17 protein-coding genes, 1 tRNA gene and 1 pseudogene are annotated in these 26,287 nt (G+C 43.2%); 2 read left to right on the top strand and 17 right to left on the bottom strand.

All coding sequences use genetic code 11. The features are described from left to right. Positions 1-38 precede the first annotated feature (38 nt). From UNITIG_RS12860 to UNITIG_RS12850, 3 genes are all read right to left on the bottom strand, one after another. The gene (locus tag UNITIG_RS12860; RefSeq protein ID WP_101758739.1) at positions 39-3,170 is read right to left on the bottom strand and encodes an efflux RND transporter permease subunit; all 3,132 of its coding nucleotides are present in this window, start codon (positions 3,168-3,170) and stop codon (positions 39-41) included. Between the two features lie 2 nt (positions 3,171-3,172). Further along, positions 3,173-4,399: an efflux RND transporter periplasmic adaptor subunit gene (locus UNITIG_RS12855; protein ID WP_101758738.1), complete on the bottom strand. Its 1,227-nt coding sequence runs from the start codon at positions 4,397-4,399 to the stop codon at positions 3,173-3,175. 75 nt (positions 4,400-4,474) lie between these two features. Then, complete coding sequence (locus UNITIG_RS12850) at positions 4,475-4,900, bottom strand: cytochrome c5 family protein (protein ID WP_101759279.1); 426 nt, start codon at positions 4,898-4,900, stop codon at positions 4,475-4,477. A gap of 448 nt (positions 4,901-5,348) precedes the next feature. Here UNITIG_RS12850 and UNITIG_RS12845 point away from each other — a divergent pair. Next, positions 5,349-5,425, top strand: a tRNA-Arg gene (locus UNITIG_RS12845). Positions 5,426-6,552: 1,127 nt separating this feature from the next. Here the strand turns inward: UNITIG_RS12845 and UNITIG_RS12840 are convergent. The 7 genes and pseudogenes from UNITIG_RS12840 to gmd form a co-directional block, all read right to left on the bottom strand. Continuing rightward, on the bottom strand, positions 6,553-7,983 hold the full coding sequence (locus UNITIG_RS12840; RefSeq protein WP_101758737.1) for a serine hydrolase: 1,431 nt from the start codon (positions 7,981-7,983) through the stop codon (positions 6,553-6,555). A gap of 513 nt (positions 7,984-8,496) precedes the next feature. After that, positions 8,497-10,857, bottom strand: coding sequence for a tetratricopeptide repeat protein (locus tag UNITIG_RS12835; protein ID WP_159931153.1), 2,361 nt, complete (start codon positions 10,855-10,857; stop codon positions 8,497-8,499). Between the two features lie 72 nt (positions 10,858-10,929). Then, positions 10,930-11,316, bottom strand: coding sequence for a hypothetical protein (locus UNITIG_RS12830; RefSeq protein WP_101758735.1), 387 nt, complete (start codon positions 11,314-11,316; stop codon positions 10,930-10,932). Positions 11,317-11,438: 122 nt separating this feature from the next. Next, on the bottom strand, positions 11,439-12,551 hold the full coding sequence (locus UNITIG_RS12825) for a glycosyltransferase family 4 protein (protein ID WP_101758734.1): 1,113 nt from the start codon (positions 12,549-12,551) through the stop codon (positions 11,439-11,441). Positions 12,552-12,594: 43 nt separating this feature from the next. Beyond that, entirely contained in the window at positions 12,595-14,187 is a 1,593-nt protein-coding gene (gene xrtD / locus UNITIG_RS12820; RefSeq protein ID WP_101758733.1) for a VPLPA-CTERM-specific exosortase XrtD, read from the bottom strand. A 237-nt stretch (positions 14,188-14,424) separates the two neighbouring features. Further along, on the bottom strand, positions 14,425-15,396 hold the full coding sequence (locus UNITIG_RS12815; RefSeq protein ID WP_101758732.1) for a GDP-L-fucose synthase: 972 nt from the start codon (positions 15,394-15,396) through the stop codon (positions 14,425-14,427). 19 nt (positions 15,397-15,415) lie between these two features. Next, a pseudogene (gmd, locus tag UNITIG_RS12810) lies at positions 15,416-16,545 on the bottom strand (GDP-mannose 4,6-dehydratase). A gap of 407 nt (positions 16,546-16,952) precedes the next feature. Here gmd and UNITIG_RS12805 point away from each other — a divergent pair. Next, complete coding sequence (locus tag UNITIG_RS12805; protein WP_101758731.1) at positions 16,953-18,203, top strand: O-antigen ligase; 1,251 nt, start codon at positions 16,953-16,955, stop codon at positions 18,201-18,203. Positions 18,204-18,417: 214 nt separating this feature from the next. On the opposite strand, the gene UNITIG_RS12800 is transcribed toward UNITIG_RS12805, so the two are convergent. From UNITIG_RS12800 to UNITIG_RS12770, 7 genes are all read right to left on the bottom strand, one after another. Further along, entirely contained in the window at positions 18,418-19,116 is a 699-nt protein-coding gene (locus UNITIG_RS12800; RefSeq protein WP_145999165.1) for a hypothetical protein, read from the bottom strand. Between the two features lie 127 nt (positions 19,117-19,243). Then, positions 19,244-21,856: a carbohydrate binding domain-containing protein gene (locus tag UNITIG_RS12795; RefSeq protein WP_101758729.1), complete on the bottom strand. Its 2,613-nt coding sequence runs from the start codon at positions 21,854-21,856 to the stop codon at positions 19,244-19,246. Continuing rightward, positions 21,856-22,971 carry a glycosyltransferase family 4 protein gene (locus tag UNITIG_RS12790; protein ID WP_101758728.1) on the bottom strand — a complete coding sequence of 372 codons (1,116 nt, stop codon included), beginning with the start codon at positions 22,969-22,971 and terminating at the stop codon, positions 21,856-21,858. Before UNITIG_RS12790 ends, UNITIG_RS12795 begins: the two co-directional genes overlap by 1 nt. A 23-nt stretch (positions 22,972-22,994) precedes the next feature. After that, positions 22,995-23,534 carry a DapH/DapD/GlmU-related protein gene (locus UNITIG_RS12785; protein ID WP_159931152.1) on the bottom strand — a complete coding sequence of 180 codons (540 nt, stop codon included), beginning with the start codon at positions 23,532-23,534 and terminating at the stop codon, positions 22,995-22,997. Between the two features lie 105 nt (positions 23,535-23,639). Beyond that, the gene (locus UNITIG_RS12780) at positions 23,640-24,512 is read right to left on the bottom strand and encodes a glycosyltransferase family 2 protein (RefSeq protein WP_101758726.1); all 873 of its coding nucleotides are present in this window, start codon (positions 24,510-24,512) and stop codon (positions 23,640-23,642) included. 16 nt (positions 24,513-24,528) lie between these two features. Then, positions 24,529-25,515, bottom strand: coding sequence for a sulfotransferase (locus UNITIG_RS12775; RefSeq protein WP_101758725.1), 987 nt, complete (start codon positions 25,513-25,515; stop codon positions 24,529-24,531). After that, entirely contained in the window at positions 25,512-26,282 is a 771-nt protein-coding gene (locus UNITIG_RS12770) for a WecB/TagA/CpsF family glycosyltransferase (RefSeq protein ID WP_101758724.1), read from the bottom strand. Before UNITIG_RS12770 ends, UNITIG_RS12775 begins: the two co-directional genes overlap by 4 nt. Positions 26,283-26,287 lie beyond the last annotated feature (5 nt).

Raw genomic sequence — 26,287 nt, 5'->3', positions numbered from 1 at the left:
TGGCACTAATCAAATAAAACGACTTATTACCGGGGTCATTACGACCCCAGGTGGAGCTTTTTCTTTAATGCTTCCCGCTGCGTTTGCACTAGCAAATAAAAGCCAGGGATAAAAAAAGTGCCTATCAACAGTGCTGCTAACATGCCACCTAATACGGTGATACCCAGCGAACGCTGTCCAAACATGCCAGCACCTGTGGCTATAGCTAGCGGCATAATACCTAAAATAAAAGAAATAGCCGTCATATTAACGGCTCTGAATCGCAAGCTTGCCGCCGTTGTTGCAGCGTCAAGAATCGACTGTTTATCTTGCTCTCGCAATTTTCGGGCAAACTCAACAATCAAGATCGCGTTTTTAGCCGCCATCCCGATCAACAGCACCAGCCCAATCTGGGCATAGAGATTCAGAGATAGACCAAGCGCCAATAAAGTAGCCATAGCTCCCGCTACTGCCACAGGAACCACCAGGATAATCGCCAGCGGTATCGACCAGCTTTCGTACTGCGCCACCAAAAATAAATAAATAAAAATAATCGCTAAAGCAAACGCCAGAACTGCCGTATTCCCCGCTTCAAGTTCCTGGTATGTCATGCCGGTCCAGGCAAAACGATAACCATCAGGCAACACATCCGCGGCCAATTGTTCCATCGCCGCAATGGACTCGCCACTGCTATAGCCCTCGGCAACACTCGCTCTTATCGTTGCAGAGCGATACAAATTAAAGCGCTCGGCAACATCGGGCCCTAGTATTGGCTTGGTTGTAACCAGTGTAGCCAACGGGATCATGTCGCCATCATTCGAACGTACAAAATAGGATTGCAAATCGTCGACATCTGAACGATATGCTGATTCTGCCTGCATTTTTACCTGATAGGTTTGTCCAAAAAGATTAAAGTCATTAATATATTTTGAACCTAACTGCGCCTGTAACGTAGTAAAAATGTCACTTAGCGGTACGCCTAAATTTTTGGCTTTAACCCGATCAATATCTATAAAATACTGCGGCACATTGGCACGATAAGTACTAAACACGCGCGCTAATTCCGGCTGTTGATTCGCCGCTGCAATAAACTGATTCATCACAGCAGACAATTCTGAATGCGGACGACCCAAGGTATCCTGTAAAATAAATTCCAAGCCTCCAGACACCCCCATACCCGGCACCGCTGGTGGCGGAATGGCCATGATTTGGGCCTCAGGGATCATCTTATTAGCCGCAATATTCAACCGTTGTACAATGGCAAATACACTATCTTGCATACTGGGTCTATCGTCCCAAAGTTTGAGTACGATAAATAAAGTGCCGCCATTACTTTTCGCAGCCCCCCCTAAAATACTGAACCCTGTTATTGCTGTAACACTTTCAATATTTTCATCTTGTTCAACTATCTCAACCAAATGAGCAACGGCTTTTTCTGTTCTAACTAACGATGACGCATCAGGCAATTGTACATTCACAAAGAAAATGCCTTTATCTTCTGCCGGAACAAACCCCGTCGGGGTTTTTATTACACCCAATACTAGCGCCAATATAATGAACAAAAAAACCGTAGTAATTACTCCAGTGCGCCGCAACAACCAACTAACACCGTCACCATAACGATTTTTGATGCGATCAAACTGATGGTTAAATGCTACAAACCAGGATGCTTGCTGTTGCTTGCCCGACTTTAATAGTAGAGCACACAAGGCTGGGCTCAAGGTCAGTGCATTCACCGATGAGATTATCACCGCCACGCAAATAGTTAACGCGAACTGCCGATACATCACACCGGTAATGCCCGGTAATAATGCAACCGGTACAAACACCGCTAGTAGTACCAAAGTGGTTGCCACAATCGGGCCGCTTACTTCACGCATAGTTTGCAAGGTAGCGGCTTTACTCGTCAAAGTCGGGTCCGCAGCTAATAATCGATCGGCATTTTCTATCACTAAAATCGCATCATCGACTACAATGCCTATCGCTAAAATTAAAGCAAACAAGGTAACTGTATTGATACTCATACCAATTGCTAACAGCACAGCAAACGTCCCTATTAAGGATACAGGGATAGCAATTGTTGGGACTAATGTAGAACGGATATTGCCTAAAAAAATAAACGTAATAATGATGACCAAGACAACGGCTTGCAGTAACGAGATAACCACCTGACTGACCGAGGTACTGATATAACGGGTAGTATCGTAGCCAATGGCATAGTCCAGGCCCTCGGGAAAATAGTTTGAAAGCGCTTCGATTTCCGCCTTCACGTCCTCGCCCGTTTGCAACGCATTTGCTCCGGGTAATAAATATAGTGCTAAATTTACCGCTGGCTTGCCATTGAATTCACCGATTATTCCGTAATCAGCTTGCCCCATTTCAACTCTGGCGATGTCCCGTAAATACACTGCAGAGCCATCAGTGTTAGCGCGAAGGACGATTGCTTTAAATTCTTCCGGAGTCTGTAACCGCCCCTTAGTCCGCAACGTATACTCAGTTTGTAAATTACCCTCATAGGGCGGCGCCCCAATTTTACCGGCAGCCACCTGCACATTCTGCTCCTGTAAAGCATTCAATACATCACTGGTAGTAACTGCCAGTGTCGCCATGCGGTTAGGGTCTAACCAGAGGCGCATGGAATAATCAGCAGCGCCCAGAATTTGCGCCTTGGAGATTCCTTCAACCCGGGATAAATTGCTCTGTAAATTAATTTTTATATAGTTAGAAATAAACGCGTAATCAAGGCTATTATCCGGTGAAAAAACACTGATCAATAACAACATATCTGGTGACTGTTTGACGATATTTAAACCTTGAGCCCTTACTTCCTGTGGCAGTTTTGGCTCCGCCAACTTCACCAGGTTCTGTACCCGAACCAACGCCATGTCTGGGTCACTTCCGACCTCAAAAGAAACATTCAGGCTGTAACTACCATCATTAGAACTTCTTGAGGACATGTAAATCATGCCCTCGACACCATTCACCACTTCTTCAATCGGCGCGCCTAACGTTTGCTCTACCACTTCCGCTGAGGCGCCGGCATAGACGCCGCTAACCACTATTTGCGGCGGAGCAATTGGTGGGTACTCAGAGACCGGCAGTACGGTAATAGCAATAGCGCCAGCTAGTGTCATCACAATAGCAATAACTATCGCGAACTTTGGCCGATTGATAAAGAAGGCTGAAAACATATTTAGCCTCCCTCAGTTTGAGAATCTGCTGTATTTTTTAGCGATTGCAGCGCTACTAGTTGTCCGGGGCGCACCTTTTGCAATCCCTTTACAATAATTTTTTCCCCCTCCTCAACGCCATGTTTCACCACAACAAATTCATTTACGCGATTGTCGAGCTCTACATTGCGGCGCTGTACTTTGTTGTCGAGGCCAACAACTAATACAAAATTCCCCTGTTGATCTGCCTGTACTGCTGACTGGGGTAACATCAGCACATTAATGGTAGAAGGCATTTCCAACCTTACATGAACGTACTGCCCTGGCCGTAACAAGCCCTTGGGATTAGGGAAAATTGCTCGCGCTTCAATGGTTCCTGTCGCCTCATCAATGCGGTTAGAAATATAATCCAACTCTCCACTTAATTGATAAAACTCCCGGTTCGCCATTTCTAATCGTGCCACAATATTTGGCAATCGATTGCTATCAAGCTCAGCTTGATCAGTCATCATCTGCTGACGACGATGCTCACTAATCAAATAAGCAGATTCACTAATTTGAAACGTAGCCATAATCGGATCGATACTTACCAGCGAGGTAAGCGCACCACTTTCAGGACCGATTAAATCGCCCGAGCTATATGCACTGCTACCAATACGCCCTCTTATAGGCGCATGAATTTTTGTATAACTTAAATCAACTTCGGCACTTTTCATCCCGGCGCGAGCTGCTTGCAAATCGGCATCAGCTTCTAATTTTTTTGCTAATAATGTATCCAGTTCAGCTTCTGAAATAGCGCCTCGTGGGCCTAGCTCCTGACCGCGATTAAAATTGCGATCTGCCACCTGTTTTGCCGCATTGGCCTTTGCCAACGTTGCTCTGGCACTAGCCAGGCGCGCTTCAAACTGCGCGGGATCAATAACATATAGCAATGCACCTTTGTTAACCATTTCACCTTCGGTGAAATAGCGAGACTCCAAATACCCGGACACTTGCGCCTGGATACTTACATCATCACGCGCCTTTAACCTACCGACAAACGATATATTTGGCTTGAATTCTTGCAAGCGCACCGTATCAACAACCACTTCAACCAATGCAGGGGGAGGCGCTTCTTTGGCGCAAGCAAACAAGAAAAACACGGAGAGAATAATGAAAGAACAACGCTTGAACTGACAATGCACATTGAGCTCCTTGTCAAGCAGGCTAGAGTGGCCAATGACTGTAGCAAAGCCGATAGTCAACCGCAATGAGGCTGCGGTCTAACAGGAAGTTGGGGGGGAAAGCCGCTGTAAAAGCGGCTTTAGAAAATTGCAGTGCAGAACTTACTTACTGCTTTCAACTATATAATCCACAACAGCTTTTACTTCATCGTCAGAACAACTCATACACAATCCTTTAGCCGGCATACCGTTAAAGCCGTTAATAGCATTCGCATAAAGCTGATCCATGCCCTGCGCCAAACGACCACTCCAAGCGGCTGTATCACCCATTTTAGGGGCGCCTGCAGCACCTGTCGCATGACAAGCCATACAGTTAGTGTTGTAAATATCTTCCGGGGACTTAGCGCCACCCGAAGAAGCAACCGCAGCACCACAGCTATTGTCTCCTTCCATACAGCTCTTACCTGCTGGCTGAATACGCTCTTCAATAGCAACGCGCTCTTTATCTGATACACCATAGGCAGACATTGCCACCGCAACCAACAGCAGCCCAACCAATTTAATCGTACCGCCTTTCAACATATTCATCACAATCGATGCCCTCATTATTGGCCTTAAATCGACATCCAGCATTGCGCTGGAGATAACAGCGGCGAATTATAGCCACTTTCCAGCGCCAGCGGAAATTAATGCGCCAAAAAAAGCCTGATTACGCTCTACACCTTCCAACAACCTAAACAGGCCAATTCCAGTATATCGGACATGGACTCACTCGCCGTTCACAGGTATGATTGCGGCCCTGAAAACTACAGCTGCTTGCTAATTGGCAGTCGAGGTAGTTCTCCGCTCGTAGCTTTTATGCCCTTTAGGGTACCGCTGGGTGAAAGGCGTGGTTTACGCAAAGCAACGCTTTGCACGACTTGAACGCCCTACTTCTATGAAGTCGGGCCGGCCCCGTAGGGAGGTTGCGTAGCAACACTCTATCGACAGAGCCAGTTTAAGATTTGCTATTTCTGATAGCATTTAATTTAGTTTTCCGCTCGTAGCTCAGCTGGATAGAGTAGCGGCTTCCGAAGCCGTTGGTCACAGGTTCGAATCCTGTCGGGCGGGCCATCTAACGAAAAAACCCCCGCTTAGCGGGGGTTTTTTCGTTAGATTGTTTGTCCATCAGTATTCATTTAAGCCTGCCGGTTCGACAAATTGCAAAGCAATTTGAACAAGGAGCAAAGCGACGCAGCCCCGCAGGGGTGTAAACAGCCCCTAGGCTGTTTACATTAATCCTGTCACTCCCAGCCACTACCCAACCCCATAAAACACTCCGTACCCGCGGGGGTTTTTTCGTTAGATTATTTGTCCATCAGTATTCATTTAAGCCTGCCGGTTCGACAAATTGCAAAGCAATTTGAACAAGGAGCAAAGCGACGCAGCCCCGCAGGGGTTGAAACAGCCCTTAGGCTGTTTTAATTAATCCTGTCTCTCTCAGCCACTACCCCACTCCATAAGACACACCGCCCAGCGGGGGTTTTTTCGTTAGACGGTTCACCCATCAGTATTCATTTAAGCCTGCCGGTTCGACAAATTGCAAAGCAATTTGAACAAGGAGCAAAGCGACACAGCCCCGCAGGGGTGTAAACAGCCCCTAGGCTGTTTACATTAATCCTGTCACTCCCAGCACTACCCCACTTCATAAAACACACCGTACCCAGCGATTATTAGCTCATAGAAAACCGTACAGTCTGGCCTCCGCACAAAAGCAGACCTTTTATTGTTGTAGTGAAACTGAAATTTAAGATTGACGAAATGTGCCAAATAGAGACGTTGGTACGAGGTCGGATAGAAATAATACTTGCCATGGCACAGTGCGGGGTCGGACCCACTTTTGTGCTGTTTACAAAAGTGGCTCTGACCCCTGACAGAAACCGTTGGCACGATTTCCCTAAATAAACCTTTTTCAGGTCACTCCGATTTATCAACTTGCCATTCTGGCAGATACTTCGAAACAACATCGTGCCAACGGTTTCTAACGGGGGTCAGAGCAAAATTTTACACACTACGTAAAATTATTGGCCCGACCCCACATCGTGCCGCGATAAGATCGACCCTATCCAATTTCCTGCCAGCTGGAATGCGCACGTAATTACTCGGGCCTGCAATGGGTCACGTAGCGACTATCACTATAACAATGCATCAATAGCCACTGTTGTGCCAAGAAGCAGACTCAACGATGGAGAAAGTAAGGCTTAAATCTGGTCCATTTCTATTCCACGAAAAATCAAATAGCCAGACCGGAAATCAAGTGCCTCTCCTGTAGAAGTAAAAAACACACCTGCCATGTATTCAAACAGAGGTTCGCCATTGATAGCTAAGTTGTTTTGCTGCCGATCGACAACAACCTGATATGGGGATAAGCCAAGCTTTATAATCCATTCCGCATAGAAGGGTAAATTATAACCTTTCATAGGGAAGTGATAATTCCCTATGTATTTAGCATATTCGCTCTTGTACTCGGACGGATTAAAATTCGGGTTCTGATAGTATGCAGGCCACTTAGTATTGAATGGCTCTGCCTTTACACCGTCTCTAGCCTCAATAAAACCTAGCATCAGTGACTCTGTGAGATCGCTCTGCAAATTATAATCAAGACCATAGTTTGTAAGGATAGCAACCCCGATATTTTTATCCGGTATCCAGTGCATTCCAGAGGTAAAACCAAACCCGCCTCCATTATGGCCATACTTCATCCATTTTCCATTGGATTCCACTGTCACTCCCAGTCCGTAGGGATAATATTGACTAGGCGTGTACATCTCCTGAAGGGACTGCTGAGTGACGATTCCTTTCTTTACTTGAAGGAAAGACCCTATAAACGGTGCTATATCATCAATGGTTGTATATATACCGCCAGCCCCAACCATGGGGACATAAACTGGGACCGACTTCATAAACAACTGATTGCCTATGATACGTTTAGACGACGCCTTAACAGTATTCCCATTAGCTGTACTGGAATACATTTTAAGTGACTTAAAAACTTGATCATTTAAATATTCATGAAATGGTTTGCCTGACTTCTGTTCGATAATATAAGCGGCCAGATCAACGCCCAAGTTCGAATAACTATAAGCACTGCTGGCCGGAAACATTAACCATGTGTCACGGATACTGGCTATGTGATCTTCAAATGACAAAGAAGTTGTATCATAATTGTTTCCTACTGGCGCCTCATGGGTAAAACCTGCTGTATGATTTAACAGGTGACGTAGGGTCATTTTTTTAAGGGGGTTTTGAGAGTACCTGTCCTGGACAGTAAATTCTGGCAGATAGTTAACGACTGGCGTATCTAGCGACAAAAGACCACCCTCTACAGCGTTTAAAACAGCCACTGAGGTAAATGTTTTTGACATGGACTGGATACTAAATAAGCTATCGAAGTGAGCTTCACCGTAAGTGGCTTTCCAGATGATACCCTCTTGATTAACCAAAACTACAGCCAATGCTGTAACACCTTCTTGAGAAAGCCGGGAAGGAATCGATAGACGATATGACTCAATAACTTTTAACTCTTCCTTAGATAATTGATCGCTTATGAGCTTCTCATCGTTGAGAGGCAATTCATTCCCACACCCAAGCAGCAGCAAAGAGACCACAAAAACCATAGTTAAATTCTGCATTCACTCTACCCTGTATCAAATATTCAAGAAGTAGTTTAGGAGAAATAACTAATCTGTCTTACGGAATCTAAAAATCCGTCAGTTAAAATTGGTCTTGAGATAATCAAATTGAACATACTTAGCCGAGATCTGTCGCTGCAATGCCATTGTGGCGTGTCATCAAGTCACCATTACATAGCATTCTGGTTCTGGCATAGTCCGCCTAGGGTCAAAAGTTAGCAAAATAGCCCAGAACTGGCCCATGCCTCTTATGCCCTCGATACCGGATATTGTTTATCTTGCATATAGGCGGCCCGCCAGATTAAGTAAGAGCCCCTTGATGTGTACTGTCAGATCAAGTCCAAGCTACATACACTAAATTGCACTTCGACCATAAGTCAGATTTGATAGTACATAGTGAAAGATTAAATTTGTGCGGATACCCTAAACACCCGCCTCCAATCGCATTAATGAATACAGCACCCACAAAAAAGGCCACCCAAAGGCAGCCTTATAGCAGTTTAGTAGTAGCGCTTATAAACTACCCAAAACACTCTCTGCCTCACCTTTACCAACAAAATCAACCTTGTCATCAGCCAAAGCCAGTTCAAGCTGCTCTTTCGCCTGAACTTTCATATCCGCTTTAAAATAAGCCATGCCCAAATGATAATTATAAACTGCACCCTTGCCTCCTGCCTCTACAGCTGCACCTAGCAATGACACGGCTTGGGCATAATTACCCAATTGGTACTGCGCCCAACCGGCGGTATCTAAAAATGCAGGCGTTTCTGTCGCCGCTAAATCCGCTGACAGTGAAGCAATCCGCTGTAAATTTTCTGGAGTATTTGCATGATCCATTAACAACGATGCCAGATTGTTTTTAATAACTAACGCATCCGGTTTCGTTTTCAGAATAGCTTCGTATTCATTCATTGCCCCTGTGAAGTTACCCTGTGCTTGATAGAGCTCAGCCAGCATTGCTCGTAACTCCATATTTTCCGGGGCCTTCTCAATACCCTTTAAATATAAGGCTTCAACATCATCAAGCTTTTTCTGTGCCGCATAAATACGAGCCAACGCACCATACACACCGGTATTGCCGGGCTGCTTTTCAATTATCGCTAAATAGGTTTTTGTCGCTGCACCCAAATCACCATCGCGGGCTTGTAGATTACCCAGAGATTCCTGCGCGTGAAGCTGCTCAGGGTATTTTTCAATATGCGCTTGCACATAGGCAAAGGCCTTATCCATCTGCTCCAAAGCGACATAACTACCTAATAAAGCATTTAAAGTTTCTATACCTTTAGGCTCTATTTCGTGAGATTTTTCTAACGCCTCGACCGCAGGCTTATACTCTTTTTTACGTAGCAGAACCCGGCCTTTTAAATAATAGCCAATTGCCATGGTCTGTTCGTTTTCAGTCAACGCCGCTAGTGACGACATCGCATCATCCCAGCGCTGCTCACGAGAATAAAGGTCTACTAATAAACGCACTACTTCAGGATTTGCTGCATCTATTTTTTGCGCCGACTCCAGTAAAGCCAGCGCGTCTTTGTTTTCATTTTTCGCCAATAATATTTTTGCGGAGCCGACAAGTGCACCTATGGCTTTAGGCCTAAGCGCAAGTAAACGCTGGTAACTATCAAGGGCTAAATCGGGTGAATTACTTGCCTCATGGGCACGGGCCAATAAGCTTAAAGCCTCGACAGATTCAGGGTCGTTTTTAAGCACTACTCGTAAATCAGGAATAGCTGCATCCATATCGTTTTTTGCTAATCTTAATTTAGCTCGAGAGAGTAATGCCCCTGCATTTTCTGGCTCTATTTCAAAGATTTTCTTTAGGATAGCTTCAGCCTTGGGCTGATCGTTTTCTGCCATTGCCAGCGATACTAAGCGGTTACGCGCTTCAAGAGCGTCATTACTCTCGCCGTCCTGATTAACAACAAACTGATACAACGCTTCAGCTTTCGCAAACTCCTTTTTTGCAACATAAAACTTCGCCAACTGGTCACGGCTCTTAAAATCTTCTGGTTTTTGAGTTAAAAATTCTTCTAGCTGTACGATCGCATCATCGCTACCCTTATTCCTCGCCAAAAACTCGACCAGCCAACTCTTTGGATTAGCTTCATCAGGATTCTTGGCCACCAAATCGCGTAGTATCTGTTCCGCAATTACTTTGCGCTCATCTTCTGTCTTTCTATCATCAGCAAGATGAAAGTTCACTAGTTGAACAGTGTAAAAGAAATTCTCTGGATATTCCTGAATTAACTCTTCAAATAAGCTTATGACTTCATCTGTTTGCTTTTGTGATGCGAGCAAACGAATCTTTAACTGTTTTAAAGCTTCGTTTTTACTTTGATTAGCAATACCTTCAGTGATGGTTTGCAATGCTAACTCGGGGTTTTCCTCAGCATACAGCGCTGTTAAGACGGTAGTCGCTTGAACATGGCCCGGCTCTTCAGACAGCGCCTGCTGTGCTTTAGCCACAGCCTCATCATTTTTACCTTGCGACGCTAAAATCGCCGCTTGCACACCCAAAGCATCAGCATTATTAGGATCAATGACCAATATTTCTTCTGCTTTTAGCATTGCATTATCAGTATCTTTACCCGCCAAATAAAACTCGGCTAGCTTTGTCAGTGACGGAACATGCTTTTTATTGGTGTCCGCAGCTGTCATATATTGCTTAAACGCACCACGAAAATTCTGATCACTTTCATTAATCAGACCTAATAAATAGCGAGCATCTGCATTATTCGGGTTAATCTGCAAAACATTTTTAACTTCAATTTTTGCTTTGTCCATATTCTCTTGATCATAATAATCCTGAGCTTTGGTCAAATATTCAGCCTGACGTTCTTCACCACCACAGGCTACCAATAATATTGAGGACAATAATAAAACTGATCCTGTTTTCCGAAAATTTCCTTTGAACATAATTTTCTCCGAACTCTTTCCAAACTGAAATTAAAATGCTGTTAATCCGATTGCAAATAAACCAACAATCGACCCAATGCTTAAATATTTGATTTTATCCTGCCCTTCCCTGGCCAGTAAAAACTCACAGCCATACATCAATACCGATAAACGCAGTGCTATATGACCAATAGAAAAACTTTCCAACGCCGAAAAAGGCAGCTGCGGCACAATAACTACCATCAGCAATATCAGTAAATCCTGCGTATCCAAACGAAACTGCTCTTTACGGCTCATTCGTATCGCCAGCATCAAAAAAGCTGCCAACCCAATGAGAAAGGCATCCAGATAAATCATCAACGGACTACCGTCCAGCTCGGTAGTGACCAAATAAACCACAAAAACGCTAGCTGAGTAGCATGATAAGCGCGCGAGCATTGTTGATGCCGACCGAAAAATCATAGCAACCAATACCAAGCTTAGCCCGAGTATTATAGCAGCCAGAGAAAATTGCCCGCCAATGTCATGCAATAAGAAGGGCACGGTGACAAAAAATAAAATTATTGAACATTGAACAATAGGTACAGAATAGTGATAGACCCAACCAATTTTTCGCAATAAATAACTGCGTCGATCCTTACCATGCTCAACGGGCGATGGCTCCCTGACTTTCCAGCCAAGTTTATGCGCAGTGAACAAGGCCCCAATACCAATACTAAATAGCCAAAGTAAAAGCCGATCAATAGTTCATCGCTCTCAAATCTTAAAAAATAAGCTCCGCTCATCATTGCAATTTGAAGCAAATATATTAACGCCACGACTTCATGGTGGCGAAATTCCAATTTCACTAACTGATGATGAAAATGCTCCTTATCCGGGCCCGGCAATGGCAGCCCCTTTTTGATTCGCACGGGAACCACCTGGATAATATCCATAATCGGCAATCCCAAAAGAATGACTGGCAAAAACGTATTCAATGCCGATGCATCAGATTGAGTAATAACAATCGCCAAACAGGCCGTAATAAATCCCAAGAACTGACTGCCTGCATCGCCCATAAAAATTTGTGCGGGGAAGGTGTTATAGCGCAAAAAACCCAATACCCCACCAATTACGGTTAATGCAATTAAGGTTACTGAATGAATTTCAACCATAGATGCTAACGCGGCGATGGCTGCTAATGCCAGCAAACTAGTACCTGCAGCCAAGCCATCAAGCCCATCGGAAAAATTAACGCCGTTAATAACACCCAACAAAAAAGTAAATGTTAACGGGTAACTTACCCAAACTGGAATTGCTTCCAGACCACAAAATGGTATACGTTCAATGACAATACCACCTGACATAACCACGATCACTGCCAGGCTTTGACCAAATAATTTCCATTTATAATTCAGTTCCGCCCTATCATCCAATAGACCAAAAAAGATAATAATGGCACAGCCTACGAACAAAAAGGGGATGTAACCCTCCATTGAAAGTAAAAACCCTAATGGAATAAACACGCCCAGAATTATCGCCAAACCACCACTTCGAGGCATAACCTTGGTGTGCATTTTTCTATCAGCACCAGGGTCATCAACAAGCCGAAGCTGCGCTGAAAAACGAATTAGCAGCGGTATAATCGCAATCGTTAAAAATAGCGCTACAGTGAAGCTATAAATTAACTCCATCTATACCTGCCCATTATTAATTTCTTATTGTTATCTACTTTCATTACAGTTTTTTACCCGGAATATAATCCGGTATTAACGGATAGAAATCCTGAATAAACTTAATCCCTAACTGCTCAGATTTATCAATGTTGGCTATATCCGGTACGGGTACCACAACCCTTACCAAGGCGCCATCCGTTCTATTATCCATTAACGAGTCCCAGAAAACATACCACTTAGCCTCATATTCATTGGTAATATTTCTGCCACGCTGCTCAAACCAGTAATACACGATTTGTGCTGATTGATCCTTGCGTATTAATACCCGGTTAACCTCAAGTGGAACACCAGACATATGCTTAACATCAGGAATTATCTTCTGGCTAAGGCCGTCAAACTCCCAACCACCGCCAGGAATACACGTTCTTGGTGAATGTATTGCGGCACCCTGCCGCTGTGATTGGTAGTAGGCAATATAAAAATTCACCGGCAATGGACTGGATTTAATTTTGTAATCTGCCATCAGATAATCTGTGAGTTTTAATGCGCCCAAAACATTATCTTCAATAGAGCCTTCCCGGCCCAGCCACTTATGATTATATAAAGGAAAATTTTTGAATTCTGTCCGCGCAGGCGCAATTTCTTCTCGTGACTCCAAGAATTGCGTGCCTAGTAACGCTACAGATATTAAAATTAAACTTGCAATAAAAGGGCGCTGGGTTTTCCAGCCAATATTAAAATCTGATAGCTTGATGATATTTTCCGGAATATCCAAATCCACACGATCCCATAGCGGTAAAGTTGACCTGGACAATTTATGCAAGATCATCATTTCGACAGCCAGCACGCCCAAACAGCCCATAAACACAACCCAACCTTCAAAGTCATGTAAGAACCCTTCAGCCATTTCAATACCCCAATATTCTACCGTGACCCCGATGACACCAATCCGGAAACTATTCATCAGCACGGTGATAGGCACAGTTGATAGAAACAGCAAAGCGCGCTGCCAAAACGGCGCTTTAAATAAATAGGCGATTAAAAACCCAAAACTCATCAACGGAAATAAGTAACGAAGACCACTACAAGCCTCTACCACTTGTAATTGATAGGAGCCTAAATCAATTACATTACCTTCAAGGTATACACTGATATCAAACAACCGAATAACGTAAACACCCAGTGACGATGAAATAAGCTGTAATTCAGAGGAGAGTGCTTTATAAACAAACTGAGGTAAGGGCACCATAAAGATAAGGTAAGCAAATGCCACCCAAACAATTAGCATGGGCCGCCAACCAAAAAAGGATAAAAATACACTGGCTACACAAAGTAAAAAACCATACTGTACCACTTCATATACAGTCGCCATTTCACCCAAAAAAAACGCCATCAAGCCTAGCAAGGTACCCAATACCCCAAGCCATGCGCCACTCTGGGTCACAGCGGGAAGTTGTTGCTGTTTTTGCCAGATAATATACAGTGCAACCATAGGGATCATATAGCCATGGCTATATTCATCCAACTCCCAGTCCTTCACCATTTCTGCTAAACCACTCTCGAAAATCAACCCCAAAAAGGCCAAGGACAGCAATAGCAAAATCCACAAAATGGAGGGGTTTGGTTGTGACTCAACCGACGAGTTACGACTCATATTGAGATATTCCTTTTTCTAATTAACGACCAGATGCAAGCTGGTGAACACGGGAGAAAATCGGCCAAAAACCAGTGGGGGAAAACATCAGATGACTTACGCGCTGAATATATGCCAAACCACTAAAAACCAACCGCAGATTATTATTTATTATGGCCAGTAAATATGGCATGGCTATGGCGTATGTTCAAGCAAGCCTGCCATCATTTGGTATTTGTACCGATGAATGCGGCTTACTTATCGACGAAACTGTTCCTGATTGGCTACAAACCAAGCGTAGGCATCTTGCAAGCCCGTTTTTAAATCATATTTTGGTTGCCAGCCCAGCTGATTTAATTTAGTGGTATCCATTAATTTGCGCGGCGTACCATCAGGCTTGCTCGCATCAAAAGCTAATTTTCCTTTAAATTCAGTCACTTCACTTACCGTCTCGGCAAGTTCACGAATAGTGACGTCGACACCTGTACCGACATTAATATGGGAAAGCATAGACTCTGTAACCGCCTGATAGGCCTCTAAAGATAGACCCATAACATGCACACTGGCTGCCGCCATATCATCAACGTGCAGGAATTCACGCATAGCTTTGCCTGTACCCCACACCTCAACTTCCGCCTGGTTAGCAGTGGCCGCATCATGAAACTTGCGTATTAAGGCAGGTATAACGTGGCTGTTTTCCAAATGAAAGTTATCAAAGGGGCCGTACAAATTGGTCGGCATGACGGAACGGTAATCCGTGCCATACTGCCGATTATAGGACTCACACAGCTTGATACCGGCAATTTTAGCAATGGCGTATGGCTCATTGGTTGGCTCAAGTAAACCGGTTAACAGGGCACTTTCCTGCATGGGCTGCTCAGCCAATTTAGGATAAATACAAGAGCTTCCCAGGAATAATAATTGGTTTACACCCGCACTATAAGCCTCATGAATAATATTCGCTTCAATCATTAAATTCTGATAAATGAAATCTGCAGGGTAGGTATTGTTGGCCATAATGCCACCCACTTTGGCGGCGGCCAGCACGATATAATCTGGCTTTTCTTGTTGCATGAATTGGCGTACATCTAACTGCGACAACAAATCCAGTTGATCACGGCCACGAGTAATAACGTTCGTGTAACCCTGATGTTCAAGATTGCGTACAATAGCCGAGCCCACCATACCATTATGGCCAGCAACAAAAATTTTGGCTGATTTTTCTAACATGCTGATGCCCTTAAAATTATTATTCTTCTGTTAAAGCAACATCAAAACCCTGACCTTTCAATAACGCAAAGCGCTTGGCTTTATCAAGATCAAAAGCCACCATTTCAGTAACCAACTCCTCAAAAGTAGTAGTTGGCTCCCATCCTAACTTGGCTTTTGCTTTAGCCGGATCACCAAGCAAAGTTTCAACCTCTGTCGGTCTGAAGTAGCGTGGATCCACCTGTACAACAGTTTTTCCCACTAGCGCAGCGGTTTCAAGGGCATCATCTTTATTAACGATGCTATCAACAATGGCCACTTCATCCACACCGCTGCCTTCCCAGCGCAGATTTATGCCTAGCTCTGCTGCTGCTACCGTGACAAATTCACGCACTGAATACTGCTTGCCCGTTGCAATAACAAAATCTTCCGGCTCATCTTGCTGCAGCATACGCCACTGCATTTCGACATAATCCTTGGCATGCCCCAATCGCGTTTGGCGTCCATATTGCCCAAATACAAACAATCCTGAATACCCATAGCTATATTGGCCAAGGCACGAGTAATTTTACGGGTAACGAAAGTCTCCCCACGGCGAGGCGATTCGTGATTAAACAAAATGCCATTACAAGCATAAATACCGTAGGCTTCACGGTAATTGACCACTATCCAATAAGCGTACATCTTGGCTACAGCATAGGGTGAACGCGGATAAAAAGGTGTAGTTTCCGTTTGCGGTATCTCTTGGACCTTACCGTAAAGCTCAGAGGTAGAGGCCTGGTAAAACTTAGTCTTCTTCTCCAGCCCCAACAATCGAATAGCTTCTAATATTCGCACAGCCCCCATGCCATCTACATCAGCGGTATATTCCGGTGACTCAAAAGAGACCGCAACATGGCTCATTGCGCCAAGGTTATAGATTTCATCGGGCTTAATATCACGGATTAAACGCACTAGATTGGAAGTATCTGACAAGTCACCGTAATGAAGGAAGAAGTTAATATTGTCTTCATGGCGATCTTTATAAATATGGTCAACACGCTCAGTGTTAAGGGACGCTGCTCGGCGCTTGATGCCGTGGACCTCGTACCCTTTATCTAGTAGCAATTCAGCTAGATACGAGCCATCCTGGCCTGTAATACCAGTGATAAGTGCGATTTTACGGGACATCTTTCTACCTCAAACTCAATATTATTTTAATAATTAGCGTCTCTGCATCAATAAAGGTATCAAGAAGAGGGTGTACTTAGCGGCAACCTCCTGCATCAACGAACTGGCGAGTTTATCGTAATGTTTGGACAAACTAAAGCTATCTCCCCCTTCACTTAACAGTAAAAATACCGGAATCAGGTGGGTTTAACGGCATATAAATATTAGCTGAGTCGACTCAGGCCAATAAACCACCAACCCGATAACTTTAGCCATCCACAACAGACCTATTTCTAATATATTCACTGACACTATTTAATAGTAAATACCTCGCTTTTAAACTTAAGGGTAAAAGTGCCAAAACATGACCGATGTCCTAATGTATACTGCATTACTTAAACTCTGTAGGTTGTTTTTTAAAATATAACATGCTAATAAAACTCTTTTATTTTTGGTTTGCGCTCTTACCCTTTAGCTGGATCATTGCCCATTTCTCAAACTTTACCGCCTTAGATAAACTGCTGGCGCCGGTATTGCTTTTATTAGGACTTATTGGATTATTTCGCGGCAATAGCGAACGTATGAAGCGGGTCATTTTTTTCTTAATTTTGCTTTATTTGCTATTGTTTTTTAAGCACCTGTCCTTTACCGGATTAGGGGCAGAATACATAAACCTAATGTGGGTGGACGCCGTCAAATTTGGTTATTTTGCTATCCCTTTGTTATGTATTAAAAACCTCAACCATTTTCGGCGCACTAGCTGGCTAGTGGTGCTGATCGGGATAGCGGGCTGTATATCAGCCTTTCTCGTCGCCATGGATTTACTAACCCTTCCGAAGGAACGGTTTGAAATTTCCCGCATCGGTGTAGAGTCAATTCAAAAATCTATAGGTATTTTCCCCTCTTACGGCGACCTAGCTCAATTTATGGCTTACACAGTTCTATGGTGTATTGTATTACCGGGGACCCACCTTACCAAAAGCACAAAATACAAATTGCTGCGCTGGGTTGTTGCCATCTCCTTTGTTCTCGGACTAATTGGCTTGCAATCTCGCAATGTTTTAATTTCCGTATTATTCGGTCTGGTACTTCTTTGGCTACTGAAATATATCCACAAGAAAAGCCCTTCTAAGCGAACAACTGCTATTACTTTGTTTAGCATCCTCGGCTTTTTCGCTGCAGGACTAACCTTAGTATTCTCATCTAACTTAATTCAAGGACTGTCATCGATTGGTGGCGGCCTAGCCGCACAAACCGCTGACGCAAGATTGGGGCAATACGCCATGGGATGGGACATTATTAGCAATTCACCACTAATGGGAGCCTCTAGTGAATTCTTAAAACTTTCTGGCTTCTCCTTTGATCATATACATAATATGTGGATTCGGCTTGCCTCCCATGGAGGCATACTAACCGCCATGGTCTTAGCCGCCTTACTAATACGTATCTTTATTCTTGTTCGTGCAATGGCTTATGTTGACCAAAAGGTACCGGAGGTCATGGTTGTCACCAGCTATTTTGGCGTGATGCTATTGTCGACACTTTTTTACCCCGGCATGGGAGAGCTCTACTGGGCATTGCTGGGTACCGCAACAGCACTAACCTGCTTCGCTCCCTATAAACCACCCGGGCGGAAAAAACAGTCGTACAGGCACTTTGACGCGCAAAAAAAAGTTTAGATCAATAAAATCTAGGAATTCGTCCAGGACTGTAACTGTTTGAAAAAGCTACTGATATCTATACTTTGAAATGAGAGGATATTTACAATCTCTCGCCTTTAACTATCCCAATAGAACAATCTTATCTAATAGATTTACTATAAACAGAAAAGAAAACATTCAAAATATAGCCACCAGATATAACTGGAGGCCTAACAATAGGTACCTCAAATTTTCAATGATGATCCTTGAATTTTCTCACTTTCTTCGATACAGACAAGCTAATAAGAGCCGACAAAAACAGCCAGCCTGCTGCCGGTACGGGCACCGTAGTGATTACTCTCATTTGATCCAGCCGAAGGGGGTATGAGTTGGCCGTTAGAGTCAGGCTCATACCATCGGGGGATATAGAGATGAAGTCTAGTGTACGGCCTTCGTAGTAAGCATCCTGCTCATACCCACGGCCCAGATCACCTAATGGATAGACCGTATTATCTGAGCCAAAAAAATCACTAGCATCAAGGTTATTATCGGATACCGGGCACAAAGAACATACGTCACTTGACCAGATCAAACCCAAGATCTGCCTGTCAAAGGTCAGAGTGCCACTCAAAGAGACGATGTCATTAATCTCTAAAGAATCTCCCACTGGGTCCATGTGCACAAAATAGGTATTAACTGATCTACCCGCAGCGATAACGCCACTATTTCCGGTGGCATACAGCGTATCAACCATCAAGGCACTTTGCAGCATATAACCCTGAGATTCAGCAAACACTTGCATAGTTGTAGAACTTTCTAAAACTCCGGGATTAAGTGAGACGGGCGCAGTGATTAGCTGAAGGTCTCCACTTACAGATACTAAAGAGGCATATACCGGTGAAATTGAGAAGCTAATACTTACTAGAAGTCCTTTTAAAAATATATTTTTCATTCTCATCTCTCAAACTCATTTTGACTAATGTTTATTGTTATAGGAAATGTCGCTCAATTTGACAATACTAAGAACGCATATTGTTCAAACTATCATCAACTTAAAATAGCTGTCAAACCACTCAACATTAATTGTAACTTATTACCAAAAACAGTGGGGCAACCCCAACTATATATTCAATGGATCCAGTAGTATGAGTAATTTCCCGACCAGTGATATCGTAGAGAGTCATTTTGACCGCCGTGGCAGGCATTTCAAAAACAAAACTCTGTTTCTTGTCGGTAAGCCAATCATCAAGCCACAGTACAGAAACTTGTTTTTTCGCTTCGGCATTTTTAAACTCAACCACTTTTATATTATCGGCAATTTTATAATCTTTTTGAAATTTCGCTCCCTCTAACATCCAGCTTAAATTAGCATAGGCCGCAACTGCGGGACGAGGAGAATTATCCCACTCAAAAAAAGCTGTTGCCTCACGGCGATCGACTCGGTTGTGGGTCATCATACTGTAGTAAAACCACTTAGAAACACCGCTTGCCATTAGCATGATGTGATTTCGCACCAAATAGGCAGATATTTCTGTGCCATTCAGAGTCACCGAAGGCGACACCTCCAAGATATTTTCGTACTCCGTTCGCGGGTACATCACTCCACTTTCAGTTTCCCATATTTGCAAGGACTTACCCTTGCCATATTGTGCAATCAACTGACGAATATCATGAGCATAGTCGGCAATCCCAGGAGTCAAAACGCCGCCAGGCCTGCCCTCACTATAAAAATGGAAAGAAACAATATCCATATATTGCAACGCTCCTAATTTGAATATATCTTCCAACCAGAGCGTTGGAGGCTTACCGGTTGCACTACCTCCCACAATTACTGCATCCGGGTTTGCCGCCTTCGCCGCACGATAAGCTCGGCTTAACAACTCAATATAAACTTCTGCTTTACTTTGCCCAAACGTGTTTTTAGGTAGACGCAGAAAGCCATGACTGTCTGGCTCATTCCAAACCTCCCAATAATTAATCTTCCCTTTATAATATTTTACTGTCTTGTAAACATAATTTTCCCAGTCATCCATATTCGACGGCGGATATGATGTATAGCGTCGATCACTATCTGGGGCTGTTGATGCCCACTTTGGGGTTGCCTCAAGACTACCAAGAATATTGAAACCACTATCAACAGCCAAATTAATTGCATCATCATGAAAACTAAAAACTCCCTTTTTCGGCTCAACTACTAACCACTTAGTCCCCATAGGTGGGTGCATTCGAAGCCAACCCACTCCCATTGCCGCAGCCTGCTTAAACCGAGAAGGGCTAAAGCGAATATGCCCCCCAAAGCTTGAAGACTGATCGGGGGCTAACAATCTTGGGCGGACAATTACCAAAGCCGTTTCTGATTGATCAATTTTTTTATCACCTTCAAATAATTCTGCCACCAATCTTACATAACCTGGTTCAGAGGATGGGATGCTAACAGTGATGGGGTTTTCAGACCTATCAACAACCATTGACTCATGCAATATTTTCTGCTCACCATGATAATTTATCGATTTAATACTCAAGCGAAACGGTGTATGTTTTCTGTAGCCAGCGACCATCAGCCGCCTGTTAATACCGTCACCTAACTGATAAATACTCTGATCATCTGCTTTCTGTGAAAAACCAATTTCTGCCAGCTTAGGCTCTAGCTCTTCCTTGCTTTTAACAAGTTTAAACTGAACATCGTCTATCCAGATTTGACCAGCCCCATTACCCTCTACGATTATATAATAAGCATTTTTTTGGGCAGGCTTTAACACCACTTCAAATTTAATTTTTTTCCACTTGGTGTCAATTCTAAAATTTTCATAAACACCTTCCGCCTGTTTAATATAACCTGAGTTAATGCCCAGCCTGATGCCTTTTGGTTTGTCCGTCTTTGCCCATAATGACAATTGATATTGCTGCCCAGGAAACGCCTGAAAATAGCTCGATGTAAGGATAAACCGTGCTTTATTTGGTAAATCTAACAATAACGCTCGCTCGCCTTTTTTTGCACTTTTACTGACTTGAGCCGTCAAGTCCAGAAAATCAAGTGCCATCTCACTACGATATTTATCACTTTCGCGAACCCTGATTCCCCAGCGATCCAAACCAACTTCAAAACTGCCATTACTGACTAAATTTTCCTTACTGTTTTTTAAGGCTTGGGGCGGGGTACTAATAGCTTTTTCAATCAGTACATCATCAACCCAGAGTGCTCCAACACCTGAAAAACGAAGCATTATGTAAGCATCATCAATTTCTTCTCTAGGATTAACGACCAGACTATACTCCTGCCATTGCTTTGTAATTTTAAAGCCAGTTGAAGCATATTTTGTGTAGGGCTTGCCACGCTTTCTGAGCAGAAGATCTACAGATGACTGCATATCTCCTCGTAACCAAAGTGTAATTTTATATGTCTTGCCCTCCTCTAGGTCAATGCCCGCCCTGACAAACTGTACGGCACCCGAGCCATATCGACTGCAAATAATTTTTTGGGAAAAACCCTTTCCGTTACGACCAACATCTCTTTCATACTCGACATCAACATCTGCCCAACTGCTGTTATCTTTCCAGCCAATCGCCCCACCAAGAAAAGCCTCTTCTTCAAAATCGGATGCATACAAAGCATCTTCCTGTGCAATAACTGACGACACAAACACAAGCAGACTAAATACCAGCAACCATTTCCGCAAGGATAAAAACTTCATTAAGTGAGCACTGCTTGCAGACCAGAAACAATACGATCCATAAAGTTCTTAAAAGAAAACTTCCCGTTAATTAGCTCGGCCGAATACTCACCTAAGCTTCTTCCGCCATCATCACTATCGATCACCGCGATAATTTTTTCTGCTAACTCTTGCGCTGTGCCTTGCGTTAGTCGATAACCATTTTCTCTTTCTATGACTAAATCATCTGCACTGCCATCTGCGTAACCGGAAATAATGGGACATGCATGCGCCATTGCCTCATTAATAGCCAGACCGCCGGTACCAGGTAGCACAAAACAGTCAGCAACATCAAAATAGGGACCAACGCCTTCTACGATACTACCGGTAAAAACGATATTTTTTCTATCACCTGTATATTTCTTAAGATCATCAAGGTAAGGGCCATCCCCGACTATGATCGCAAGTAAGTCATCTCTTCCCAGACAATCCATACTATCTATTAATAAGTTTAAACGCTTCTCTTCAAGTATGGCCCCCACATAAAGAATAATTTTCTTTTCAGCAATAGGGATGGTTTTTTTAACTATTTCTCTGGCCTCAGCCCGCCCCAAAGAAATAATTTTTTCTTCATTAATAGTGTTATGAATTACCTTCACCTGATAATTGCTAGCGCCATAATTCAAGGCATAATTTGCAGCATTGGAATGATAAGCAAGATGATAATCAAATCCTGGTATAAAACGATTCAATAAAAAATCTTTTGCTTTGCTGGGATTAAATTCATAGCCGCACTGCCAAGCCACTAATCTAAACCCCATTTTCTGCTTTAAATACATTAGATACCAATCAATGATGTTCCCTACATGACTAGTTATAACTACTACATCGGGGTCAATCTCTTTAATTTGCTTTATGACATTTTTTTGATAACGAAAGGTAAACCCACCTACAATATATTCTTTAAAAATATATTTATATTCGTTTTTGACTATCTTATCTTCTAGTCCCACCCTTCCGGTTGCACCATCTGGTTTAGAGCCAGATAAAAGATATAAACTATCACCCTTTTCAGCCAAGACAGACTCCAAATTAACAAATAGCTCTTTTTGGTAGTGGGCTACACGATCGAATATATACAATATTTTTTTAGCCACTCTTCACCTCAATAATTATTTATTTACTTGTCATATCTACCAGGTTCAATAACAAAGTGATCAAATCCGCGTTCAGAGAACTTAAAACTGCCAGTAGCTATTAACGCTTCATGCTCTAAAATATCTGCTTCTCTTTCAAAGCGTTTTTTTATCACTCTCACTGGAGAGCCTGCTGCTATAGAATATGGAGGGATGTCCTTTGTTACTAATGACCCTGCAGCAATAATAGAGCCCTTACCAATAGTAACTCCTGTAAGCACTATTACACCGTAACCCAACCACACATCATCCTCGATAACCACCTTGTCTCCAGAGAACGGACTTAGATTTTTTTTACTGCCAACCCAGGGCGAAAACCTAACTGGAATGCCCTTGACTCTAAAGTCATGATCCATTCTACCCAAGAGTGCCACCCGATTTGCAATTAGAACGTAACTCCCTATCTGGCAATTACATTCAATATTTACATCTTTACCAATATAAACATTATCGGCGATAGTGATTTTTTCAGCCGCCCAAAAAAGAGGGGTTTTTCCTATATGCAACCCTTTGCCTACTGACATAAATCTTCGACACCTAAAAACTACATAGGCTGTTCGTAATCGCCTTATCACTGCCAGCACATATGAAAACATCACATTTTCCTAAATATTTTTATTTAACATCTTTTACTTCTGTGAATACTTCAGCGAACTAAAAACCACTCTTAGGTATGGCCATAAAAAATATACGGGCCATAGCAAACCTGCGTGCCGTCTGGTTAAAACGTACCATGTCTGAAACGGTAACCCTTTAGGTGAACGTATTTTTCTCCACCGTTCACTTAGAGGAAGACTTACATCATCGAACGACCCAAAAATTGGATTATTCGGACACTCTCCAACATAAACAGGCGGCACCCACAAACCAATACCGGCCTTTTTAGCTCGCAGACCATAATCGATATCACCCATACCATGGGTAAAACCTGCCTCAAGGTTGCCTAAAACATCGGCCGCCGCTGAAGTGACCATAACACAGTTACCGTTCATCGAATCACAGGCTGTTGAAACAGCACCTAGCGCCATTAAGCGAAATCGCACCGGTCGCCATTTTGACTCTCTCCGAACCCCACCATAAGTTATTTTATCTGATCCAACATCTTTCGTGGCGCCAACAACGATTAAGCTATTTTCTTCGTGCTTGGAGCGTTCCTCAAAGCAACAAAACATATCAGCCATAGCTGATTCATATAAAATAGTATCGTCATTCAACCACAAGTAAAAATCAAAACCCTTTTCCATCGCCGCAGCCAACCCCTTACGCATACCGCCATTCCAAAACAAGTTTCCATCTCCAGTGAGAATGTTCACTTGAGGAAAGGCAGCCTTCACAACTTCGCCGGTGCCATCGCTACTACCATCATCAACTAGATACACAGTCGGATAAATATTGACATGGGCAACCGATGCAAAGAAATTGCGCAAGCAATCAACGGTTTTTTCCTTTCTATTAAAACATGTTAGAACAACAGCGATGCTGCCATAGTGAACATTATTCATAACTTCCTATTTTTTCTTATTTATAAATACGATACTTTAACTTTTTATCTGTGCTATTTCTGTCTTTCCACATTCTCACAAAAAACTCTCCGTTTAAGCGTCTAAAACATTCACTTATAACATAATCAAGCATATCTCTAATGCCAATTTTATGAGTGGCCTCAACTTTAAGCTCGCCCAATAATTTATTCTTTGAATAACCCATAGCACTAAGAGTATCGTCACCCAGCCTTTCAATATAGGCTTGGGCTACTTTTACCCGATACCAGCTATCAAAACTTGTTATCCATTTCTCAATGCTGGCACTAGCAACACCGCTATATTGTTTATTTCCCCACTTATCCCCCAAACTACCGCGAAGATCCTGTACGCTGTACTGCTTAAGCATTTGCTCGGTATAGCCCAACCCCAAATACTCACAGATATCAGATAATACTTGCTCCGGCGCTAAAACAAGCTGCTCATAATTCACATGAAGCCGCCTGTCTTCGCTTATACTATTGAGAGCCTCAACCAAAAGCACTGGCGCTGTATTAATGTCCTGCATAAATGTATGTTGGTAAAGAAAACGACCTTGGCACCAAGTTTTTAAGATGGACGAATAGACCGACAGCGGATTGCGAAATAGAAAAATAAATTTTGCAGCAGGAAATGCCCTTATTATTTCAGGCAACACTAGGTAGTAACGCGGAGACTTATCAATAAAATATACAGGCCGGCCCTTGCAGCCCTTTTCATAAAGCCCTTGTGCCCAATCGGCTATAGCGGCTAGATAATCATCCTGCTTATTGGGAAGACTTTCTACAAACTCACTAATCGCCTGTGATGAGGCCTCCTGATTATACTCAGCCATCAAACCATCTGCTTTAGTGGCATATAACATCGGAAGTAACAACCAAGGCTCGGCAATAGACTCCATTTCAGGATGAGCCATTAACATTTTTTGCAGAAGTGTTGAGCCCGCCCGAGGTTGCGAGAAAATAAATAATGGTTCAGGCTTCATTTACTACTACCATGTTTTTTAAACATTGATGACAAGCCATCTACACATAAATAGAAAATAAACAGGCTATTAGTGACGAGATATCTTTTCCATAATCGCTTCGGTTCACTAAATAAGCGGTGCAGCCACTCTAAACCACTTCTCCTCATAAACTCTGGCGCCCGATTTATTTTCCCAGCGTGAAAATCAAATGCTGCACCCACACCAAATAACAAGGCCGGCCTCAGTTGCTGCCAGTTATCCGCCATCCAGCACTCTTGTTTGGGTGCCCCAAGTCCTACCCAAACTATATTGGCTCCGGCATCAACAATCATTTTATGAATTTTATTGTTCTCTGCTTGAGACATTGGCCCAAAAGGCGGCGAATAAAGCCCAACGATATCCGCTTGGGGGAAGCTACTACCTAAGGCATCTTTCAATTTAACCAACGTGTCTTCAGTTGATCCCATAAAAAAGTGTTTGCCATCTGCAGCATGCTCCATCATATACGGTAAAAAATCAGGGCCTGCTACTTGTTGTACATCCACGCCACGCCACTTGCCAACTACGGACAAAGGCCTGCCATCAGGAGAGGCAATAAATGCGTTATTAGTAGCCCGTCTTAAAAGCAGGTCTTTTCTTGCAGTGACCACAGCATGCACATTTGAAAAACAGACATAGCCACCCTCGCCGCTATTTATTCTTTCTATACAAGCATCAAAAGCAAGACGAGTATCAACTGCAGAAATCGAACAATCCAGTATTTTATAGCGCTTTATTGTTGTCATTAACT

Origin of the sequence: Oceanicoccus sp. KOV_DT_Chl, from assembly GCF_900120175.1 — a bacterium.
Lineage (GTDB): Bacteria > Pseudomonadota > Gammaproteobacteria > Pseudomonadales > Dasaniaceae > Oceanicoccus.
This window is presented reverse-complemented; position numbering and strand designations above follow the sequence as displayed.

What these genes read in the sequence shown, in the direction of transcription:
- UNITIG_RS12775 (WP_101758725.1), bottom strand. Translation starts at nt 25,515, where the DNA reads ATGAAGCCTGAACCATTATTTATTTTCTCGCAACCTCGGGCGGGCTCA.
- UNITIG_RS12770 (WP_101758724.1), bottom strand. Translation starts at nt 26,282, where the DNA reads ATGACAACAATAAAGCGCTATAAAATACTGGATTGTTCGATTTCTGCA.
- UNITIG_RS12800 (WP_145999165.1), bottom strand. Translation starts at nt 19,116, where the DNA reads ATGAAAAATATATTTTTAAAAGGACTTCTAGTAAGTATTAGCTTCTCA.
- UNITIG_RS12860 (WP_101758739.1), bottom strand. Translation starts at nt 3,170, where the DNA reads ATGTTTTCAGCCTTCTTTATCAATCGGCCAAAGTTCGCGATAGTTATT.
- UNITIG_RS12850 (WP_101759279.1), bottom strand. Translation starts at nt 4,900, where the DNA reads ATGAATATGTTGAAAGGCGGTACGATTAAATTGGTTGGGCTGCTGTTG.
- UNITIG_RS12830 (WP_101758735.1), bottom strand. Translation starts at nt 11,316, where the DNA reads ATGCTCGCGCGCTTATCATGCTACTCAGCTAGCGTTTTTGTGGTTTAT.
- UNITIG_RS12785 (WP_159931152.1), bottom strand. Translation starts at nt 23,534, where the DNA reads ATGTCAGTAGGCAAAGGGTTGCATATAGGAAAAACCCCTCTTTTTTGG.
- UNITIG_RS12795 (WP_101758729.1), bottom strand. Translation starts at nt 21,856, where the DNA reads ATGAAGTTTTTATCCTTGCGGAAATGGTTGCTGGTATTTAGTCTGCTT.
- UNITIG_RS12805 (WP_101758731.1), top strand. Translation starts at nt 16,953, where the DNA reads ATGCTAATAAAACTCTTTTATTTTTGGTTTGCGCTCTTACCCTTTAGC.
- UNITIG_RS12780 (WP_101758726.1), bottom strand. Translation starts at nt 24,512, where the DNA reads ATGAATAATGTTCACTATGGCAGCATCGCTGTTGTTCTAACATGTTTT.
- xrtD (WP_101758733.1), bottom strand. Translation starts at nt 14,187, where the DNA reads ATGAGTCGTAACTCGTCGGTTGAGTCACAACCAAACCCCTCCATTTTG.
- UNITIG_RS12815 (WP_101758732.1), bottom strand. Translation starts at nt 15,396, where the DNA reads ATGTTAGAAAAATCAGCCAAAATTTTTGTTGCTGGCCATAATGGTATG.
- UNITIG_RS12840 (WP_101758737.1), bottom strand. Translation starts at nt 7,983, where the DNA reads ATGCAGAATTTAACTATGGTTTTTGTGGTCTCTTTGCTGCTGCTTGGG.
- UNITIG_RS12825 (WP_101758734.1), bottom strand. Translation starts at nt 12,551, where the DNA reads ATGGAGTTAATTTATAGCTTCACTGTAGCGCTATTTTTAACGATTGCG.